Here is a 20,800-nt window from a genome sequence, read left to right on the forward strand (position 1 = left end):
GGGGCGCCCGGGTGGTTCTACCGTGCCGCGAGGGCGACGGCGTCTCCGAGGCGGTGGACGCGCAGGGAGTTGGTGGAACCGGTGGTTCCGGGCGGGCTGCCGGCGACGATGACGACCTTGTCGCCCTTGTGGTAGTCGCCGAGTTGGAGGAGTTCGGCCTCCACCTGGCGGACCATGTCGTCGGTGTTGTCGACCCAGGGCACGAGGTTGCTCTCGACTCCCCAGGTGAGGGAGAGCACTCCGCGGGTGGTCTCCTCGGTGGTGAAGGCCATCAGCGGGATGGGTGAGCGGTAGCGGGCCAGGCGTCGGGCGGTCTCGCCGGACATGGTGAAGGCGACCAGTGCCTTGGCTCCGACGGTGGCGCCGATCTCGGCGGCGGCGCGGGCGATGGCTCCGCCGGTGGTCTCGGGTACCCGGTTGAGGATGTGCGAGGCGCGCAGGGATTCCTGTTCGGCGGCGCTGACGATGCGGGCCATGGTCTCGACGGTCTCGACGGGGTATTTGCCGACGCTGGTCTCTCCGGAGAGCATGACGGCGTCGGCGCCGTCGAGGACGGCGTTGGCGACGTCGGAGGCCTCGGCGCGGGTGGGCCGGGGTGATCCGATCATGGATTCGAGCATCTGGGTGGCGACGATGACCGGTTTGGCCTTGTCGCGGCAGCGTTCGACGGCGCGTTTTTGCACCATGGGGACGTTTTCGAGGGGGAGTTCGACGCCGAGGTCGCCGCGGGCGACCATGACTCCGTCGAAGACCTCGATGATGTCCTGGAGCCGTTCGACGGCCTGGGGTTTCTCGACCTTGGCGATGAGGGGGACGGTGACGCCCTCCTCGTCCATGATGCGGTGGCACTCCTCGGCGTCGGCGGGGCTGCGGACGAAGGAGAGGGCGACCATGTCGACGCCCTGGCGCAGGGCCCAGCGCAGGTCCGCCTCGTCCTTTTCGGTGAGTGCGGGGACGCTGACGGCGACGCCGGGGAGGTTGAGTCCCTTGTGGTTGGAGACGGTGCCGGCGACGACGACGCGGGTGTGGACGTCGGTGCTGGTGGTCTTGGTGCACTCCAGGGCGATGCGGCCGTCGTCGATGAGGACGCGGTCGCCGGGGCGTACGTCGGCGGGGAGTCCCTTGTAGGTGGTGGAGACGCGGTGGGCGTCTCCGGGGACGTCGTCGGTGGTGATGGTGAATTCGTCGCCGACGTTGAGGTCGACGGGGCCGTCGGCGAAGGTGCCGACGCGGATCTTGGGCCCTTGGAGGTCGGCGAGGACGCCGACTGCTCGTTGTGCGGCCTCAGCGGCGCCTCGCAGGTTGGCGAGGTTGGCGCTGTGGTCGTCGTGGGTTCCGTGGCTGAGGTTGAGTCGGGCGACGTCCAGTCCGGCTTCGACGAGCTTGCGGAGGACTTCCGGGCTCGAGGTGGCGGGACCGAGGGTCGCGACGATTTTTGCTCGACGTGTCACGCATAACACTCTAGAGCGTCTGGAGGATGGAGTGGTCTAAACCAGGTTGCGAATGGACGTATGTGGGGCTGCGGGAAGTCGAACGGCGGGCACCCTGGGTGAGGTCTGGTGGCGTTGGGTGGTGGGTTGTCTTCGCTGGTGGGGGTGGTGTGGGGGACACGGCCTCGGCGGGGCCCGGTGTCTGCGGAGGTCTGGTCTTGGCCGGGGCTGGTGGGCGGGGTCGGGGTGTCAGCTGTCGCGGCGGCGGGGTGGGATGTAGCACTGGAGGCGGCCGTAGGCGCACAGGATGCGCAGGCGTTGGACGGTGCGCATGCCTTCGCGTTCGAGGGTGGCGGCGGTGTCCCAGTGCTGCCAGGTGGCGTCCCAGCCGCCGTCGGGTCGTTGGGTCTGTTCGAAGAAGTCGAGGTTGCGTTGGATCTCGGTGTCGGTGAACAGGGGTCGGGCGATGTGGTCGGGGTGGGTGGCGATGTCGAGTGCGGTGTGGGCGTGTCGGTTCGGGTTGGGTTTGGGGTGGGTGTCGATGACGGCGCGGATCATGGGGTGGAGTCGGCTGGTGGCGCGCAGGGCGCGGTCGCGGTCGGGGACGTGCTGGAGGAAGGTGCAGATGCCGATGGCCTGGTGGGGGTCGGTCCAGTGCAGGGCGTTGATGTGTTTCCAGCAGTAGGCGGTGGCGTTGTCGCGCCAGGTGTGGCTGATGTTGTGTTTGTGGAGGTATCCGGCGAGGAGTGCGGTGAGTCCGAGGTCGCTGGTGAAGTCGTGGTGCTGTTGCCACCAGGGGGCGGATTCGGTGTGGCGGACGTTGGGTCGTACGCAGGGCAGGCCGCCGTCGGGGTTGGTGACGGTGGTGAGGTAGCGGCAGATGCCGGTGCCGAGGCTGGTGGGGATGGGGCCGAGGTCGTCGAGGTAGCGCAGGGCGATCTCGGTGGCGGCGGGTTGGCTGGTGTGTCCGCGCAGGTCGGGGTCGAGTCCGTTGCCGTAGCCGCCGTCGAGGTTGCGGTAGGCGGAGAGTGCGGAGCGGACGGGTTCGGTGGGTCCGTTCTGGAAGAGGTGAGCGAAGCGGAGCCGGTCGATGAGCCGGGCGTTTCGCATGGTGAAGTGTTCTGCGGCGCGAAGGGAGTCCCAGGTCACAACGGTCATGTCTTCGACGGTACGTCCGTGTGCGGGGCGGGGAAATGGTTGGCGGGCCAATCCATTCGCGATCTTTACGCGCGGTTCGGGGTGGTGTTGCGTGTGCGTCTTCGGGTGAGGATGAGGAGTCCTGTCCAGGAGGCGAGGACGGTGAGGGCGACGGCGAGCTGTGCGGTGAGCAGGTGTTCGGCGGGGTAGACGATGCCGGTGAGGTAGTGGTCGATGAAGCCTTCGGGGGGCAGTCCTTGTTGTCCGGCGCGTCGGCGGGCCCAGTTCTCGACGTGGGTGAGGGGGCAGGGCCAGCCGATGAGGGTGATGGCGAGTCCGTAGAGGGCGCAGCCGAGGTGGATCCACAGGGTGCGGGGCCATTTCCAGGCGAGGAATCCGCCGAGGGCGAGGTAGGCGAGGAAGGCCAGGTGCGTGACCATGGCGGTGTCGGCGATGAGCCGGTAGGTCATCGTCTGGCCTCCTGGGCGCGTGGTGGGTGTTCCTGGTTTCCAGTATCGGCGCCGTCTCCCGGCCGGGCCAGGGGGTGTCGGGGGCTGTGGACGATGCGGGTGGAAACCCGGATGGCTCTTCGTCTGGCGGTGGGTACGGCGACGCGCCGGGTGCGGAGGGTGTCCTCCGCGCCCGGCGCGTGTGTGTGCCTGGTTGTGGTTAGACGAGCGGTCGCGCGGTCGGCGGGATGGTGACCGGCAGGGTGCTGTCGTCGGTGAGGTAGCGGTCCACTCCGGCGGCGGCGGAGCGGCCTTCGGCGATGGCCCAGACGATGAGCGACTGGCCGCGTCCCATGTCGCCGGCGCAGTAGACGCCGTCGACGGTGGTGCGGTAGTCGGTGTCGCGGACGACGTTGCCGCGTCCGTCGAGTTCGACGCCGAGCTGGTCGAGCAGGCCCTCCTTCTGGGGTCCGACGAAGCCCATGGCGAGGGTGACGAGTTCGGCGGGGATCTCGCGTTCGGTGCCCTCGACGGGTTCGAAGCCCTTGTCGGTGCGCTTGACCTCGACGAGCTTGAGGGCGCGGACGCGGCCGTTGTCGTCGCCGAGGAACTCGACGGTGTTGACGGAGTAGATCCGCTTGCCGCCCTCCTCGTGGGCGCTGGTGACCTTGTAGAGCATGGGCATGGTCGGCCAGGGCTGGTTGTCGGGCCGCGTGGCGGGCGGCTTGGGCATGATCTCCAGCTGGGTGACCGATGCGGCGCCCTGGCGGTGGGCGGTGCCGACGCAGTCGGCGCCGGTGTCGCCGCCGCCGATGACGACGACGTGCTTGCCTTGGGCGCTGATGGCGGGCGTGTCGTAGTCGCCCTCCTGGACCCGGTTGGCCAGGGGCAGGTACTCCATGGCCTGGTGGATGCCGTCGAGTTCGCGGCCCTTGGCGGGCAGGTCGCGCCAGGCGGTGGCGCCGCCGCTGATGACGACGGCGTCGTGGTCGGCGCGCAGCTGGTCGGCGGTGATGTCGGTGCCGACGTCGACTCCGGCGCGGAAGGTGGTGCCCTCGGCGCTCATCTGGGCGAGGCGGCGGTCGATGTGCCGCTTCTCCATCTTGAACTCGGGGATGCCGTAGCGCAGGAGGCCGCCGATGCGGTCGGCGCGTTCGTAGACGGTGACGTCGTGTCCGGCGCGGGTGAGCTGCTGGGCGGCGGCGAGTCCGGCGGGGCCGGAGCCGACGACGGCGACCTTCTTGCCGGTGCGGGTGGTGGGGGGCAGGGGCTTGACCCAGCCCTCCTCCCACGCGCGGTCGATGATGGAGACCTCGACGTTCTTGATGGTGACGGCGGGTTGGTTGATGCCGAGCACGCACGCGGATTCGCACGGGGCGGGGCAGAGCCTGCCGGTGAACTCGGGGAAGTTGTTGGTGGCGTGCAGGCGTTCGATCGCCTCGGCCCAGTCGTGGGTGTGGACGAGGTTGTTCCACTCGGGGATGAGGTTGCCGAGCGGGCAGCCGTTGTGGCAGAAGGGGATGCCGCAGTCCATGCAGCGCGAGGCCTGCTTGGTGACGGTTCCCCGGTCGAAGTCCTCGTAGACCTCGCGCCAGTCCTGGATGCGCACGTCGACGGGTCGGTGCTTGGGGAGCTCTCGCTCGGTGGTCTTCAGGAAGCCCTTGGGGTCGGCCATGTGCCTTCCTCCTCTCGTGTCAGGACTGTGCGGAGGCCATGACGGCCTCGTTGACGTCGCGGCCCTCGCGTTCGGCCTCGGCCTGGGCGAGCAGGACGCGCTTGTAGTCGCGCGGCATGATCTTGGCGATGCGGTCGATCTCGCCGTCGGTGAGGATGCGGTCGGCGACGGCCGATCCGGTCTCGGCGCGGTGGCGGGTGAGGACGTCGGTGAGGAACGCGCGGTCCTCGTCGGTGAGGGCCTCGATCTCGACCATCTCGGTGTTGACGCGTTCGCGGTCCAGGTCCAGGACGTAGGCGATGCCTCCGGACATGCCGGCGGCGAAGTTGCGTCCGGTGCGGCCCAGGACGACGGCTCGGCCGCCGGTCATGTACTCGCAGCCGTGGTCGCCGATGCCCTCGACGACGGCGAGTGCGCCGGAGTTGCGGACGCAGAAGCGTTCGCCGACGACGCCGCGCAGGAGGATCTCTCCGGAGGTGGCGCCGTAGCCGATGACGTTTCCGGCGATGATGTGGTCCTCGGCGACGAGCTGGGAGGCGTTGTCGGGGCGGACGATGACGCGTCCGCCGGACAGGCCCTTGCCGACGTAGTCGTTGGCGTCGCCGGACAGGCGCAGGGTGACGCCCCTGGGCACGAAGGCGCCGAAGGACTGGCCCGCGGATCCGGTGAAGGAGACGTCGATGGTGTCGTCGGGGAGGCCGTTGGCGCCGTGGCGCTTGGTGACCTCGTGTCCGAGCATGGTGCCGACGGTGCGGTTGACGTTGCGTACGGGCAGTTCGAGGCGTACGGGCTGGCCGAAGTCCAGGGCGCCCTCGCTGAGCTGGATGAGGGTGTTGTCCAGGGCCTTCTCCAGGCCGTGGTCCTGGAGGCGCTGTTGGACGCGGTGGTCGCCGGCGCGGGGTTCGACCTCGTGCAGGATGGGCGACAGGTCCAGCCCCTGGGCCTTCCAGTGGGTGACGGCGTCGGCGGTGTCGAGCAGGTCGATGGAGCCGATGGCCTCGTCCAGGCTGCGGAAGCCGAGCTGGGCGAGGTACTCGCGGACCTCCTGGGCGATGAACTCGAAGAAGTTGACGACGTACTCGGCCTTGCCGGAGAAGCGCTCGCGCAGGAGCGGGTTCTGGGTGGCGACGCCGACGGGGCAGGTGTCCAGGTGGCACACGCGCATCATGACGCAGCCGGAGACGACGAGGGGTGCGGTGGCGAAGCCGTACTCCTCGGCGCCGAGCAGGGCGGCGATGACGACGTCGCGGCCGGTCTTCATCTGGCCGTCGGCCTGGACGACGATGCGGTCGCGCAGGCCGTTGAGCAGCAGGGTCTGCTGGGTTTCGGCGAGGCCGAGTTCCCAGGGGGTGCCCGCGTGCTTGAGGGAGGTCAGCGGCGAGGCGCCGGTGCCTCCGTCGTGGCCGGAGATGAGGACGACGTCGGCGTGTGCCTTGGACACGCCGGCGGCGACGGTGCCCACGCCCGCCTCGGAGACCAGTTTGACGTGGACCCGGGCGGAGGGGTTGGCGTTCTTGAGGTCGTGGATGAGCTGGGCGAGGTCCTCGATGGAGTAGATGTCGTGGTGGGGCGGCGGGGAGATGAGTCCGACGCCGGGGGTGGAGTGGCGGGTCTGGGCGACCCACGGGTAGACCTTGTGGCCGGGCAGCTGGCCGCCCTCGCCAGGCTTGGCGCCCTGGGCCATCTTGATCTGGATGTCGTCGGCGTTGGTGAGGTAGTGCGAGGTGACGCCGAAGCGGCCGGAGGCGACCTGCTTGATGGAGCTGCGCCGCAGGTCCCCGTTGGCGTCGGGGGTGAAGCGGTCGGGGTCCTCTCCGCCCTCGCCGGTGTTGGACTTGCCGCCGAGGCGGTTCATCGCGATGGCGAGGGTCTGGTGGGCCTCGGCGGAGATGGAGCCGTAGGACATGGCTCCGGTGGAGAAGCGCTTGACGATCTCGGAGACGGGTTCGACCTCGTCGACGGGCACGGGTTCGCGCACGCCGTCCTTGAAGCGCAGGAGACCGCGCAGGGTCATGAGCTTCTGGGACTGGTCGTCGATCTGGGAGGTGTACTCCTTGAAGATCTCGTACCGGCGGGTGCGGGTGGAGTGCTGGAGCTTGAAGACGGTCTCGGGGCTGAACAGGTGCGGTTCGCCCTCGCGGCGCCACTGGTACTCGCCGCCGACCTCCAGGCGCCGGTGGGCGCTGGGGTTGGGGGTGTGGGCGCTGCGGTGGCGGATGGCGACCTCCTCGGCGAGGACGTCGAAGCCGACGCCGCCCAGGCGGGAGGTGGTGCCGGTGAAGCAGCGGTCGATGACCTCGGCGCCCAGGCCCAGGGCCTCGAAGATCTGGGCTCCGGTGTAGGAGCTGACCGTGGACACGCCGATCTTGGACATGATCTTCAGGACGCCCTTGCCGAACGCCTTGACGGTGTTGCGGACGGCCTGGTCGGCGTCGACGCCGCCGAGGCGTCCGCGTTCGACGAGGTCGCGGACGGTGGCCAGCGCCAGGTAGGGGCTGACCGCGGAGGCGCCGTAGCCGATGAGCAGGGCGACGTGGTGGCATTCGCGCACGTCGGCGGCCTCGATGAGGAGACCGACCTCGGTGCGGGTCTTCTCGCGGACGAGGTGGTGGTGGACCGAGCCGGTGAGCAGCAGCGACGGGATGGGCGCGCGGTCGGCGTCGGCGCCGCGGTCGCTGAGCACGAGGATGTGGGCGCCGTCGGCGATGGCGGCGGAGACCTCGGTGTTGATCTGCTCCAGGCGTGCGGAGAGGGCGTCGCCGCCGCCTTCGACGGGGTAGGTGCCGTCGACGGTGAAGGTCTTCAGGGCCGGGTTGTCCTGTCCGGCGGCGACGATGGCGGCCAGTTCGGCCTGGTCGACGACCGGGGTGGGCAGGACGAGGCGCTGAGTGCTGCCGGGTGCGGCGTCGAGGATGTTGTGCTCGGCGCCCAGGAGGGTGGCCAGGCTGGTGACCATCTCCTCGCGGATGGCGTCCAGGGGCGGGTTGGTGACCTGGGCGAAGTTCTGCGAGAAGTAGTCGAAGAGCTGGCGGGAGCGCTCGGAGAGCGCGGCCACCGGGGTGTCGGTGCCCATGGAGCCGATGGGTTCGGCGCCGGTGCGGGCCATGGGGGTGAGGATGACGCGCAGTTCCTCCTCGGTGTAGCCGAAGACCTGCTGGGCGCGCTGGAGTTCGGTGACCGGGGCGGGCTGGGCGTCGGGCAGGTCGGCCAGGCGCAGGACGCCGGTGTCGATCCACTCCTGGTAGGGGTGCTGGGCGGCGAGTTCGGCCTTGATCTCCTCGTCCTCGACGATGCGCCCCTGGGCGGTGTCGACGACGAAGATGCGGCCGGGCTGGAGGCGTCCCTTGCGCACGACGGTGGCGGGGTCGATGTCCAGGACTCCGGCCTCGCTGGCGAGGACGACGAGGCCGTCCTCGGTGACCCAGTAGCGTCCGGGGCGCAGGCCGTTGCGGTCCAGGACCGCGCCGACGACGGTGCCGTCGGTGAAGGACACCGAGGCGGGGCCGTCCCAGGGCTCCATGAGGGTGGAGTGGTACTCGTAGAAGGCCCGGACGGCCGGGTCCATCTCGGTGTGGTTCTCCCAGGGCTCGGGGATCATCATGAGCACCGCGTGCGGCAGGGAGCGTCCGCCCAGGTGGAGCAGTTCCAGGGCGTCGTCGAAGGACGCGGTGTCGGAGTCGTCGGGGTCGACGATGGGGAAGATCCGGTCGAGTTCGCCGGGGATGAGGTCGCTGGCGAGCTTGGCCTCGCGCGCCCGCATCATGTTGCGGTTGCCCTTGACGGTGTTGATCTCGCCGTTGTGCGCGACGTAGCGGAACGGGTGGGCGAGCGGCCAGGACGGGAAGGTGTTGGTGGAGAAGCGGGAGTGGACCAGGGCCAGGCCGGAGGCGTAGCGCCGGTCGGACAGGTCGGGGAAGAACGGCTCCAGCTGCGGGGTGGTGAGCATGCCCTTGTAGGCGATGGTGCGCGGGGACAGGCTCGGGAAGTAGACGTCGCTCTCGTGCTCGGCGCGCTTGCGTACGCAGTAGGCGTGGCGCTCCAGCTCGATGCCGGTGAGGCCCTCGGTGGCGGTGCCGGGGGTGCCCGCGATGAAGAGCTGCCCGAAGTAGGGCATGGCCTGGCGGGCGGCGGGGCCGCTGTACTGGGGTTCGAAGGGCAGTTCGCGCCAGCCGAGCAGGGTCAGGCCCTCTTCGGCGACGATGGCGTTGATGCGTTCGACGGCGGCGGCGCGCTCGGCCGCGTCGGCGGGCAGGAAGCCGATGCCGGTGGCGTAGGCGCCCGCCTGGGGCAGGGTGAAGTCGCAGACCTCGGTGTAGAGCTCGTGCGGGATCTGGGTGAGGATGCCCGCGCCGTCTCCGTCGTCGGGGTCGGCGCCGGAGGCTCCGCGGTGGTCGAGGTTGCGGAGTACGGTGAGCGCCTTCTCGACGATGTCGTGGCTACGACGTCCAGTGAGGTCGGCGACGAAGCCCACACCGCAGGCGTCGTGCTCGAAAGCGGGGTCGTACAGGCCCTGGGAAGTGGTCTCGGGGTTCGTTCGGACGGACGAACGCCGCACCTGGCCAGCAGGCATCTACCCTCCTGTCGTCTTGCGTCGGCTTCGTGAAAAGCGCATCCGGGACGACGTTGGCCCTGCTGCGTGCGGATGAAGTTGTGTGTCGCCGCGTGGTGCGGCGGTGACCGTCGTGCGGGCGCCGTGGCCGCCTCCGTCGTGCGGCCACGTCCTCGTGGTCGCCGGCGGCGGGTGGGGTCGCCCGTGACGGGCAGGTTCTCTTATACATGCCGGTCCAGCCGCGACGTTAATCGCAGGTCTAGACCATGTGGCGCCGCGGTGCGCCGGTGGCCCCTGGCCGCGCCCGTGTGTGTGCGGGCTCGGGCACGGTCCGGGAGAGGTTCCCGGTGCGGGCTGGCCTAGCGGGTTTTTCCACGAGGGAACCCCGCTAAACCTCCCAAAGAGGCCGAAACACCAACCTTCGAGGTGGGGAACGCCACTTCGGACATGCGGGCGCAACACGCCGCACGCACACATTACCTCGGTGTTAACCGCGTCCCCAAGAGGTCGGGGGGCGGGTCCGCGAGTGATATCCCCCTCACCGGGCGGCGCCGCTGACCTGGGTGGCGGCGGGCCGCGCGCCGCCCCCGCGCGCGTGGGACGATCGGTGCATGCACGCGACTCCTCCGGGCCCGGACGGCCCCCCTTCCGCTGCCTCCGGGCGGGCACCGGCCGCGGACGGCGACTCCGCCCGCGCCGACCGCTCCCCCGACGGCCCGCCGCCCCTTCCCGAGCCCGCCGCGGAGCTGCTGCGCGGCCACGGCGTGGACGCGCCCCGCCTGCGCCGCGTGCTGGCGCTGCTCTCGGACGGACGCGAGTGGGAGGCGAACGCGCTGGTGCGCGCCAGCGGCGTCGCGTACGCGCTGGTGTCCTCGCTGGTGGCGGCCCTGACGGAGGCCGGTGAGCTGGCGCCCGGGGACGGGCGGGGCCGCGTGCGCCTGGTGCGGCCCGAGCGCTACGCGGGCGCGGCCGGGGAGGAGCCCGCCGACCCGGTGGCCCATCTGCTCCCCCGCTACTCCCGGGCGCTGGCGGAGCTGGCGCGGGCCGTGGAGGAGGGGCCCGCCTCGGACCTGGACCTGGACCACGTCGCCGCGACGGCCGAGACCGCGCTGCGCCGGGCGCTGCTGCTGTCCACCCGGTTCGACCTGCGCGACCGCACGCTCCTGTGCGTGGGCGACCACGACCTGACCTCGGTGGCGCTGACCCTGGTCTGTCCGGGCGCCCGGGCGCAGGTCGTGGACATCGACGAGCGCGTCCTGGCCCACATCGACGCCCTGGCGGCCGATCTGGGGCTGGCGGTGCGCACGCACGCCGCGGACCTGCGCCTGGGGCTGCCGCCCGCGGTGCGCGGCGGCGCGGACGTGGTGTTCACCGATCCCCCCTACACGCCCGACGGGGTGGAGCTGTTCGTGCGGCGCGGTGTGGAGGGGATGGCCGATCCCCGCCGGGGCCGGGTGCTGGTGGCCTACGGGGCCAGTGAGACCACGCCGCGGCTGGCCGCGGCCACGCAGGCACGGCTGGTGCGGATGGACCTGCTGCTGGAGGCGGTGTGGCCGGACTTCAACCGCTACCACGGGGCCGAGTCGATCGGTGCGGCCTCCGACCTGTACGTGCTGCGGCCGCTGGCGCGCGCGCTGCCCGCTCCGTCGGGCGAGGTGGCGCGCGTGTACAGCCAGGGGGTGAACGCCAAGGAGGCCCGGGGCGGTCTGGACGCCGACCGGGCGCGCGCCGTGCTGGACCGGGTGGCCGGGGAGACCGCGGGTACCGGTGGAGCCGGGGAGGCCGCCGCCGACCGCGCGCCGACGCTGGTGGGCGCGTGGCCGGGCGAGGTCGCCGGGTCGGGGCGGGTGCGCCTGTCCACGTGGCTGGAGGCGCCCGGGCAGGGCGGCGGCCGCGCAGTGGTCAACCTCACCGGTGGGTGGGACCGCTGGGCGGCGCGCGCGGCCCTGGCCGCCGCCGGGGACACCGTGTACGTGCTGGTGCCGTCCTCGGCGGCGTGCGTGCGCGACGAGGCGGGGCAGCGGGGGCTGCGCGCCCTGGTGGAGCCGCGCTTCGGGGTGCGGTTCCTGCGCGGGTTCGGCGCGGACGGCCTGACGGCGGTGCGGCTGACCCGGCGCCCGGACGCGGACTCGGCGGTGGAGCGGCTGCTGGTGTACGTGCAGGAGAGGGCGCACGGCACGCTCACCGCGACCCTGCGGGCGGGGCTGGTGGAGGTGTCGGCGCGGCTGGCGAAGCCGGTCAACAAGCGCACGGCGCGCCACGCGGTGGCCGCGGCGCCGGAGTGGGTGTCCGGGCACACCCTGCTGGACCTGCCCGAGCACCGGTTCGGTGAGCTGCGCGGGGTGGCGGCCGACCTCCTGGAGCGGGTGGGGTCCTCCCCGGCCTGACGCTGTACCGGCCCGTCCCCTGGGCCGATCGCAGGCCGGAACCCTTGTGCCACACCGGCAACGGTTCCGGCCAGCCGACGGGCTGCCGCGTGCCCGTCCCGGAGACGGCGAAGGGGCCTGCGGCGGTGCCGCGGGCCCCTTCGTGTGTGCGGGGGGAGGCTCAGCCGGTGCCGGTGGTCCCGGGCAGCCCCGTGCCCTCGTTGCCGGTCACACCCTCACCTTCGACGCCGGTGCCGGTGCCGTCGGTGCCCGTTCCGTCGGTTCCCAGGCCCTCGGTGCCGGTGCCCGTGCCCTCGGTGCCCGTGCCCTCCGTGCCGGTTCCCTCGGTCCCGGTGCCCCCGGTGCCCTCCGTCGTCCCCTCGGTCCCGCCGCCGGTGGTGCCCTCCTGCTGCACCATGCGCCGGTAGAGCGGGTCGCGGAAGTTGGCCAGCGCCACGAGCGGCCCGGACAGGCTGACCCTGTCCTCCACCGACTCGGAGTCGGTGGGCTGCACCCACACCAGGACCAGGTAGTGGCCGCTGACGACGGCGTCGCTGGCGCTGTAGCCGCTGCCCAGGCGGTCGAAGGGCTCGGCGCCGGACGGCGAGAGCACGAAGCCGGGGTCCTGGGCGCCCTCCCCCTCGGGTTCGGCGAGGGCCGCGGCGACCGCGCGGCTGCCCTCGACGTCGGCGAGGTTGAACACGGCCACGACGCCGAAGTAGGTGTCGGACACGTAGGTGGCGCGCCCGGCCTGGGTGCAGTCGGCCTCGGCCAGGGCGGCCTTGGCGGGCTCGCCCCACACCGCGGCGGCGCAGTCCTCGGCCAGGACCGATTCGCCCAGGGTGAAGTCGATGCTCTGGCTGGAGATCTCGGCGGTGCGGTCCCCGAACAGCTCGTTCTCGTTGAGGGGGCGGCTGTCGGCCTCGCGGGTGGCGAGCACCTCGTTCATGCTGCCGGCGTCGACGACCCGGTACACGGCGGGGCGGGTCTGGGGGGCGGCCTGCCCCTCGCCGCCCTCCCCCGCGTTGAGGTACAGGAACACGCCGAGGGCGATCAGCGCCACGACCAGCACTCCGGCCACGATGGCGATGAGGGGGCCCAGGCGCCTGGACTCCTTCTTCCTGCGCCCCCCGGCCCGTCGGCGCCCGCCCTCCCGGGAGGAGCGCCCCTCGGGCTCGGTGTCGGGCTCGCTGGTCTTCCTCCGGCGCCCCGCGGGTCCGGACGCCGACGGTTCAGAAGGGGACACCCAATGGACCTTTCCTCGGATGCGGTCCGGCCCGCGCGTACGCGGGCCGGACCGGTGTGTTCGGGGGTGTGTGAGGCCGGGAATCCTCGCCGCGCCTCGTGTGACCTCGGGTCGGTCTGTCGCAGATCCTATCGGGGCCTCCGACAGGCCGGGACAGACTACTCCTCGGCCTGCTCCGCCGCCTGGTTCACGGCCACGACCTCCTCGTAGACGTAGCGCGCCGCGTTCATGGAGGCCACGCTCAGCGTCGCCATGTCGGTGTTGTCCCCGGGCGGGGAACCGTCGGTGTCGGCCACCCAGAACACGGCCAGGTAGTGGCCCATGACCTGGGTCGTGGCCTGGCTGTAACCGTCCTGGAGGCCGGGGACCTCGTCGCCGGTCTGCGTGAGCAGGAACCCGGCGCCGCTCTCGGCGTTGGTCGGGTCCAGCTCGCGCTCGACCTCGGCCGCGGCCTCGGCGTTGGCCAGGTCGAACAGGGTGAACTGGGCCACGTGCTGCTCGTCGCCGTCGGTGTACACGCCGGAGGCGGCCTGGACGCAGTTGGCGTCGATCAGGCTCTGGCCGAGTTCCTCGCCCCACACCAGGGAGGTGCAGGAGTCGGTGACCGAGCCCTGGCGCAGTTCCAGGTTCACGTCGTCCAGGCCGATCTCGCGGACCGGGTCGAAGACGCTCTCCTCGGTCATCGGTTCGGTGCCCTCTGGGCGCTCGTTGATGGCGCCGAAGACGTCCTCGCGGTTGGGCTCGGACAGGTACAGCTCCGGGGTGAGGGTGCTGTGCCCATCAGGCGGGGCCACGACCGCGTCGTCCCCGCCCGCGACGGCGCCGCCGTTCCCGGCGAAGAGCTGGTAGGACAGCAGGCCGAGGAGGGCGACCAGCGCGATGCTGAACGCTCCGAGCAGGAGGCCGAGCACGGCGGTGCCGCGCTTGCGCTTGCTCTGCTCGGCGAGGGTGTACACGATCTGGTTGGGGCGGTCGCCCAGGACCGAGACCCTCTTGATCGCGGCGGCGGAGAAGGCCGAGACCTTGTTCACCCCCGTGGCTCCGGACCGCCTGCCTCCGGCGGCGCGGTTGCCCGGGGCCCTGCGGCGGGAGGCGCGGGCCGCGCGCCCCTTCCTGCGGCGCGAGGCGCGGCCGCCGGTCTCCTCGGCGCCGTCCGCGTCGGCGCCGTCGGCGCCCTCTTCCCCGTCGTAGGCGTCCTCGTCGTAGGACGCGTCGTCATAGGGTCCGTCGTCGTAGCCGTCGTCGGCGGGGCGGGTGTGGCCGTACTCCGCGGAGAAGTCCTCCTCGGGGTCGTACGCCTCCTCGTCCCTGTCCAGGATCTGGTCGTCGGCGCGGTCCTCGGTGCGGGCGCTTTGGGCGCGGCGGCCTCTGCGGCCGTACCCGGACTCAGCTCTGCTCACGGTCTTTCTCAATCGTCAACCCGTGGTCTGCTCGAAAGGTACAGGGGCCCAGATGCGTGTCCGGACACGGCCGGTCCACGTGGCTTCCCTGTGTCTACTCGGGCTTCGTCCCGGGTTCGGTTCCCGTGTCCCCGGCGTCCCTGTCGGTCGAGCCCTCGCTACTAGATCGTTCAGGGCTCGGGTGGTATTCCGTCCCCGCCTCCCGTGAGCTGGAGTTTTGCGAACCGACACGCGATTCCTCGCTGTCCAGGGCGCTGTAGACGGTGCTGTCGTCGCGCGTCTCACCGTCGGTTGTGGGCCCGAACACCTGGGTTCCGGCGTCGTGGCCGTGGGGGACGACGGCGCTGGAGAAGGAGTCGATGCGCCGTCCCGCCCACACGAAGTAGGCCAGGGCCGCGAGGAGGACCAGGAGGGAGGTCCAGTTGTTCAGGCGCAGGCCCAGGAAGTCGTTGGCCGGGTCCACGCGCAGGTACTCGATCCAGAAGCGGCCCGCGCAGTAGCCCGCGACGTAGAGGGCGAACAGGCGCCCGCCCTGGAGGGAGCGCTCGTAGCGCCGTCCCGCCCAGGCCAGCAGGACGGCCAGGCCCAGGCACCACAGGGACTCGTAGAGGAAGGTGGGGTGGTAGGTGCTCACGCCCAGTTCCATGCCCGGGCGCAGGGCGCCGTTGGGGTAGGGGGTGATCTCCACGGCCCAGGGCAGGTCGGTGGGCCTGCCGAACAGCTCCTGGTTGAAGTAGTTGCCCCAGCGGCCCAACGCCTGGGCCAGGGGGAGGGTGGGGGCGATGGCGAAGGAGAGCTTGGACATGGACAGGCCGCGCTTGCGGGCCACCAGCCACACGCCCAGGGCGCCCATGGGAATGGCTCCCCAGATGCCGAGCCCGCCCTCCCAGATGTACAGGGCGCGGATGGGCTCGCGGCCCTCGGCGAAGTACAGCTGCGCGTCGCTGATGACGTGGTAGAGGCGTCCGCCGATCAGGCCCAGGATCACGGCCCACACGGCCATGTCCATGATGGTGCCCTTCTCACCGCCCATGGCGGCCCAGCGCCGCTCGCTCCACAGCACCGCGACGATGACTCCGGCGAGGATGCACAGGGCGTAGAAGTGGATCTGCAGCGGCCCGATGGGGATGGAGTTGACCTGCGGGCTGGGGAAGGCCGCGAGGGCCCGGCCGAACTCGACCGCGCCCTCCGTGGCTGTCGACGACAATGTCACTGGTCTGCTCTCGGGTTCGCCCCGCGTGCGGGGGTGTCTTCGGGGATGGCTACTCCGCGCCACCCCCGTCGCCTGTGGGTTGGGTGTCGACCTCACCGGGCTCCGCTGAGGCGATCGCCTCGTTGAGGCCCCGGGCGGTCATGGCGGTGTCGTTGTCGAGCAACTCACCGTTGATGTAGACGGAGGGCGTTCCGCGGAAGGCGTTGTCTCCGCTGTAGCGAGTGTAGGCGTTCCCGGTGGCTTCGATGATCTGGCCCGTGTACGTCCCCTCCAGGAACGAGGGGTCGTGGCCGTGCTCGGCGCCCCAGGCGAGCAGGTCGGACAGCACCATGGTGGCGAGGGTCTCCTCGCCGATCTGCGCCACGGCGTCCTCGGTCAGGGCGGGCAGGAACTCCTCGGTGAACCGGGAGACCACGGCGGCCTCGTCGTCCACCCGCTGGTCGAACCGCTCCTGCTGCTCCGGGGTGGGGTCGGTCTCGGCGAACCACTCCTTGAGCTGGTCGACGGTGAAGCCCTCGGTGCGCTCGGTGGGCTGGTTCTCGAAGAGGATGTCGTTGTAGCGCACGAACCGGTCGTGTTCGGCGGCGGCGCGGGCGGCGGCCCCGGCGCGCAGCGAGTTGCTGCTCAGGGGCACCGGCTGCTGGGCGAAGATGCTGACCGGCCGGTAGTGGACGATGGCCTCGCCCTGTGCGGCGTTCTCCTTGAGGACGCCGCCGTTGAGGAGTTCGAACTGGCGGCAGGCGGGGCACTGGTAGTCGGCGTAGACCTCGACGACGGGGGCCGAGGCGCCCTCCTGGGCCATGACGACGCTGCCGTCCTGCTGGAGGGTGGTCGGCGCCAGGGCCCCCTCGTACTCGCCGCTGCGGCGGTCGGCGTTGAGGGCGGCGTAGCCGATGCCGACGATGAGCAGCACCACCGCGGCGGCGGCGCCCACCACGATGAGGGTCCTGTTGCGCTTGGCCTTGCGCTTGTCCCTCTCCCTCTGCTCCTTGAGTTTCTCGCGGGAGCGCCTGCGCGCTTCACTGCCCATGTCTTCCCCTGTTCCTCACTGCTGGATACGGTCGGCCGTCCGGGGTCACCGGAAGAGGCCGAGGGCGCGGTCGACGGCGAAGGGCGAACGCGGCCAGACCGCGACGAAGGCGCCCATCGCCGCGAAGGCGATGTCGCGGGCGATGGAGAGCCCGTAGGTGGTCTCCTCCGGATCGACCTGGCCGCCGCCGCCGAAGCAGCCGCAGTCGATGCTCAGGCCCCGGGCCATGGCGGAGAGGATCCCGGCGATGAAGACGACCATGAGCAGCACGCTGACGGCGCCGACGTAGCGGGTGGCGAGCCCGACCAGGAGCAGGGCGGCCAGGGCGAGTTCGAACAGGGGGAGGGTGTAGCCGATGAACCGCGCGACCTCGGCGGGGAAGAGGTCGTAGGCCTCGACCGCCTGGACGGACAGGGCCGGGGGGAACTTGGAGACGGCGGCGAAGACCAGGACGGCGGCCAGTCCGACGCGGCAGGCGAGGCTGAGCCAGGGCTGGACGGCCTCCCAGCGCGATCCGGGCGCGGGTCGGGCGGCGGGGGTCTGGTCGGTGGTGTCCATCACTGCGGCCTCCGGGGAGAGAGCGGGCGGGTCATCGGATGTGCGGGGCGGGTGCCCCCGTCTGCGGGCGGGAGCGGGAGCCCCTGCCTCCTTCCGTTCGGTGCGGCCGTGGCCGTGGCGCCCGCCGGAGCGGACGCGGGTCCTTCCATGGAGTCGTCGCCGGGCCGTGCGGGGTTCCCGGGATGCGGGGATGTGGCCACCGCCACCGCGCGCCGCCGCCCGTCCCGTGCGCGTCCGGGGCGGACACGGCCCGAAGGGGCGGACGGGCGTCGGAGGAGGGAGACCCCGCGACCACGCTGAGTGGGCGAATCGTCGCCCTTCGCGTCGGGTCAGATCCTACTGCCTGTGTTGAGTGCGTGACGCTGTGTCCGGGATTTCGGGCGCAGCGAGCGGCCTCCCCCGGGCCGGAGGGCGCCCCTCACCCTTCATGAGTACCTGGTCAGAGGGGTGGCGGGAGGCTCTCCGGGGACTCTCTCACCCGATTCTCACCGGCTTGACCGTCGCCTTACCCTGCGCGGCGGTGCGGGGCCCGCGGCGCACGACGAAGGCGGGGGCCGTCCCGTGGACGGCCCCCGCCGGTGTTCACTCGTCCCGCTGGCCGCGGGCCCCCGGAGTCAGGTGCGGCCCGAGCGCACGCCCTCCGCCAGTTCCTGGGCGAAGGAGCGGACCGCGACGAGCCCGGTCTCCAGGTCCGGCGCGTCCAGGACGCGCTGGCAGAACCCGGCGCCGACGATCACGCCGTCGGCGTAGGCGGCCACCTCGGCGGCCTGGGCGCCGGTGGAGATGCCCAGGCCCACGCAGACGGGCAGGCCCGAGTCGCGGGTCGCCTCGCGGGTGCGCCGCACCAGCGCGGCGGCGGTGTCGGCGACCTGGGTACGGGTGCCGGTCACGCCCATGAGCGAGGCGGCGTACACGAAGCCGGTGCACTCGCGCGTGGTCAGGGCCAGGCGCCGGTCGGTGGAGGAGGGCGCGACCAGGAACACCCGGTCCAGGCCGCAGGAGTCGGAGGCGGCCACCCACTCCTCGGACTCCTCGGGGATGAGGTCGGGGGTGATCACCCCGGCCCCGCCCGCCTTGGCCAGGTTCGCGGCGAAGCGCTCGACCCCGTAGCGCTCGATGGGGTTCCAGTAGGACATCACCAGGGCGGCGGCGCCGGTGGCGGCGGTGGCCTCCACCACCCGGAACACGTCGTCGGTGGTGGTGCCCGCGGCCAGGGCGCGGTCGGCGGCCCGCTGGATGGTGGGGCCGTCCATCATGGGGTCGGAGTAGGGCAGGCCGACCTCGACGACGTCGCAGCCCCCTTCGACCATGGCCTGGATGACCCGGATGGAGGACTCCACGTCGGGGAACCCGGCGGGCAGGTAGCCGATCAGGGCGGCGCGTCCGGCCTCGCGGGCCTCGGCGAGCTTGGTCTGCAGTGCGGTGGCGCTCACGCCTGTCCCTCCGGGTCAACGAGGCCGAAGTAGGCGGCCGCGGTGTCAACGTCCTTGTCGCCGCGCCCGGAGAGGTTCACCAGGATGACGGCGTCCGGGCCGAGGCGCTCGCCGAGCTTGCGGGCGCCGGCCAGGGCGTGCGCGCTCTCGATGGCGGGGATGATGCCCTCGGTGCGGCACAGCAGCCGGAAGGCCTCCATGGCCTCGGCGTCGGTGACCGGCTCGTAGGTGGCGCGGCCGGTGTCGGCGAGGTAGGCGTGCTCGGGGCCCACCGCCGGGTAGTCGAGTCCGGCGGAGATGGAGTGGCTGGGCAGGGTCTGGCCGTACTCGTCCTGGAGCACGAAGGTGCGCGCCCCGTGGAAGACGCCGGGGCTGCCCGCGGTGATGGAGGCGGCGGTGCGGGACGTCCGCGCCCCCTCTCCCCCGGCCTCGAAGCCGTACAGGGCGACCTCCTCGTCGGGGATGAAGGCCGCGAAGACGGCCATGGCGTTGGAGCCGCCGCCCACGCACGCGGCGACCGCGTCGGGGAGCCTGCCGACGCGCTCCAGGACCTGTTCGCGGGCCTCCTGGCCGACGACGAAGTGCAGGTCGCGCACGAGCTTGGGGAAGGGGTGCGGTCCGGCGACGGTGCCGAACAGGTAGTGGGTGCGGTCGACGTTGGCCACCCAGTCGCGGAAGGCCTCGTTGATGGCGTCCTTGAGGGTGCGGCTGCCGATGGTGACAGGGACGACCTCGGCGCCGAGCATGCGCATGCGGGCGACGTTGAGCGCCTGGCGGCGGGTGTCCTCCTCACCCATGTAGATCACGCACTCCAGGCCGAGCAGGGCGCAGGCGGTGGCGGTGGCCACGCCGTGCTGCCCGGCCCCGGTCTCGGCGATGACGCGGGTCTTGCCCATGCGCCTGGTGAGCAGGGCCTGGCCGAGGACGTTGTTGATCTTGTGCGATCCGGTGTGGTTGAGGTCCTCGCGCTTGAGCAGGATCCGCGCGCCGCCGCAGTGCTCGGAGAAGTTGCGGGCCTCGCTCAGGGCGCTGGGGCGCCCGGTGTAGTCCTTGAGCAGTTCGGCGAGTTCGGCCTGGTACTGGGGGTCCTGCTTGGCCTTCTCCCACTCCGCGGCCACCTCGTCGAGGGCCGCGATGAGGGCTTCGGGCGCGAAGCGGCCGCCGAAGCGGCCGTAGTGCCCGAGCTGGTCGGGCAGGGGTTGGTCGTGGCTCATTGCACGCTCTCCTGGGAAGGGCCGAGCGCGGGGCTCCCCCGGCCTCGCGCCGCGGGGTCCGCGCGCCGACCGGCTGTGCGCCGCCCGGCTCCGGCGGCGCGTTCTGACTGTGGTCAACGCGGCGGCGGGAACCCGCGGCTCACTGGCGCGGGTTCCCTAGAGCCATCGCCATCCGCGGACGGGGCGCGTCGTGGCCGCGTCCGCCGGTGCCTGCGTCAACCCTCTCACGGTCTGTGGCCCCTAGTTCCGGTCCCGCAGGGCGGGGTGGGCCCCGGCGGTGACCAGGTCGGCGACGGCCTCGCGCGGGTTGCGGCCGCGGACGAGGCTCTCGCCGACGAGGACGGCTCCGGCTCCGGCTCCGGCGTAGGCCAGCAGGTCGTGCGGGCCGCGGACACCGGACTCGGCGATCTTGACGACGTCGGAGGGGATGAGGGGGGCGAGCCGGGAGAAGGTGTCCCGGTCCACCTCCAGGGTCTTGAGGTTGCGGGCGTTGACGCCGACGACGGTGGCCCCGGCGTCGAGTGCGCGCGCGACCTCCTCCTCGTCGTGGACCTCCACCAGCGGCATCAGGCCCAGCGAGCGGGCCCGCTCCACCAGGGAGACCAGAGCCTCCTGGGGCAGGGCCGCGACGATGAGCAGCACGGCGGAGGCGCCGAAGACGCGGGCCTCCCACAGCTGGTAGGAGCTGACGACGAAGTCCTTGCGCAGCAGCGGGGTGTCGACCGCCTTGTGGACGGCCTGGAGGTCGGCGAGGCTGCCGCTGAAGCGGCGCTGCTCGGTGAGGACGCTGATCAGGGCGGCGCCGCCGGCCTCGTAGTCGCGGGCCAGGGCCGCGGGGTCGGTGATGGCCGCGAGGGGGCCCTTGGAGGGGCTGGCCCGCTTGACCTCGGCGATGACGTGCACGCCCGGGCGGCGCAGGGCGGCTTCGGCGTCCTTCGGGGTGGGCACCGACCCGGCCTGGGCCTTGAGGCGGTCAAGGGGCAGGTCCTCCTGCCGCTGCGCCAGGTCAGCGCGTACTCCGTCGAGGATCTCGTCGAGCACGCTCACCAGTTACTGCTCCCTCGTGAAAGTGGGCCGGCACGGCGGTCGGCCCGGGGTGC

The 20,800-nt window shown here is 71.9% G+C and carries 14 protein-coding genes; 1 reads left to right on the top strand and 13 read right to left on the bottom strand.

Annotated elements, in window-relative coordinates; all coding sequences use genetic code 11:
• Nucleotides 1-17: 17 nt before the first annotated feature.
• The 5 genes from pyk to gltB all read right to left on the bottom strand — a co-directional run bounded on the left by pyk (nucleotide 18) and on the right by gltB (nucleotide 9,261).
• Nucleotides 18-1,451 (bottom strand): pyruvate kinase, encoded by a 1,434-nt coding sequence (gene pyk / locus ACSTA4_RS20870; RefSeq protein ID WP_416027306.1) that lies wholly within the window; start codon nucleotides 1,449-1,451, stop codon nucleotides 18-20.
• A 228-nt stretch (nucleotides 1,452-1,679) separates the two neighbouring features.
• Nucleotides 1,680-2,579, bottom strand: a complete 900-nt coding sequence (locus ACSTA4_RS20875; protein ID WP_444964228.1) for a prenyltransferase — start codon at nucleotides 2,577-2,579, stop codon at nucleotides 1,680-1,682.
• Nucleotides 2,580-2,653: 74 nt separating this feature from the next.
• On the bottom strand, nucleotides 2,654-3,037 hold the full coding sequence (locus tag ACSTA4_RS20880) for a DUF2784 domain-containing protein (protein WP_444960694.1): 384 nt from the start codon (nucleotides 3,035-3,037) through the stop codon (nucleotides 2,654-2,656).
• 199 nt (nucleotides 3,038-3,236) lie between these two features.
• Nucleotides 3,237-4,691, bottom strand: coding sequence for a glutamate synthase subunit beta (locus ACSTA4_RS20885; RefSeq protein WP_444960695.1), 1,455 nt, complete (start codon nucleotides 4,689-4,691; stop codon nucleotides 3,237-3,239).
• Between the two features lie 19 nt (nucleotides 4,692-4,710).
• A complete protein-coding gene (gltB, locus tag ACSTA4_RS20890; RefSeq protein WP_444960696.1) occupies nucleotides 4,711-9,261 on the bottom strand; it encodes a glutamate synthase large subunit in 4,551 nt (1,516 codons plus the stop codon).
• 590 nt (nucleotides 9,262-9,851) lie between these two features.
• On the opposite strand from gltB, the gene ACSTA4_RS20895 reads away from it, so the two are divergent.
• Nucleotides 9,852-11,627, top strand: coding sequence for a bis-aminopropyl spermidine synthase family protein (locus tag ACSTA4_RS20895; protein ID WP_444960697.1), 1,776 nt, complete (start codon nucleotides 9,852-9,854; stop codon nucleotides 11,625-11,627).
• A gap of 160 nt (nucleotides 11,628-11,787) precedes the next feature.
• On the opposite strand, the gene ACSTA4_RS20900 is transcribed toward ACSTA4_RS20895, so the two are convergent.
• The 8 genes from ACSTA4_RS20900 to trpC all read right to left on the bottom strand — a co-directional run bounded on the left by ACSTA4_RS20900 (nucleotide 11,788) and on the right by trpC (nucleotide 20,747).
• Nucleotides 11,788-12,852, bottom strand: coding sequence for a hypothetical protein (locus ACSTA4_RS20900; RefSeq protein WP_444960698.1), 1,065 nt, complete (start codon nucleotides 12,850-12,852; stop codon nucleotides 11,788-11,790).
• Between the two features lie 158 nt (nucleotides 12,853-13,010).
• A complete protein-coding gene (locus tag ACSTA4_RS20905) occupies nucleotides 13,011-14,252 on the bottom strand; it encodes a hypothetical protein (RefSeq protein ID WP_444960699.1) in 1,242 nt (413 codons plus the stop codon).
• Between the two features lie 94 nt (nucleotides 14,253-14,346).
• Complete coding sequence (lgt, locus tag ACSTA4_RS20910) at nucleotides 14,347-15,459, bottom strand: prolipoprotein diacylglyceryl transferase (protein WP_444960700.1); 1,113 nt, start codon at nucleotides 15,457-15,459, stop codon at nucleotides 14,347-14,349.
• A 55-nt stretch (nucleotides 15,460-15,514) separates the two neighbouring features.
• Nucleotides 15,515-16,495 carry a DsbA family protein gene (locus ACSTA4_RS20915; protein WP_444960701.1) on the bottom strand — a complete coding sequence of 327 codons (981 nt, stop codon included), beginning with the start codon at nucleotides 16,493-16,495 and terminating at the stop codon, nucleotides 15,515-15,517.
• A gap of 45 nt (nucleotides 16,496-16,540) precedes the next feature.
• Complete coding sequence (locus ACSTA4_RS20920) at nucleotides 16,541-17,053, bottom strand: MauE/DoxX family redox-associated membrane protein (protein WP_444960702.1); 513 nt, start codon at nucleotides 17,051-17,053, stop codon at nucleotides 16,541-16,543.
• Nucleotides 17,054-17,667: 614 nt separating this feature from the next.
• Nucleotides 17,668-18,486 (bottom strand): tryptophan synthase subunit alpha, encoded by an 819-nt coding sequence (gene trpA, locus ACSTA4_RS20925; RefSeq protein ID WP_444960703.1) that lies wholly within the window; start codon nucleotides 18,484-18,486, stop codon nucleotides 17,668-17,670.
• Entirely contained in the window at nucleotides 18,483-19,700 is a 1,218-nt protein-coding gene (gene trpB, locus ACSTA4_RS20930) for a tryptophan synthase subunit beta (RefSeq protein ID WP_444960704.1), read from the bottom strand. The genes trpA and trpB overlap by 4 nt, the downstream gene beginning before the upstream one ends.
• A 240-nt stretch (nucleotides 19,701-19,940) precedes the next feature.
• Nucleotides 19,941-20,747 carry an indole-3-glycerol phosphate synthase TrpC gene (gene trpC, locus ACSTA4_RS20935; RefSeq protein WP_248771368.1) on the bottom strand — a complete coding sequence of 269 codons (807 nt, stop codon included), beginning with the start codon at nucleotides 20,745-20,747 and terminating at the stop codon, nucleotides 19,941-19,943.
• Nucleotides 20,748-20,800 lie beyond the last annotated feature (53 nt).

It is taken from the genome of Nocardiopsis sp. M1B1 (genome assembly GCF_052466615.1).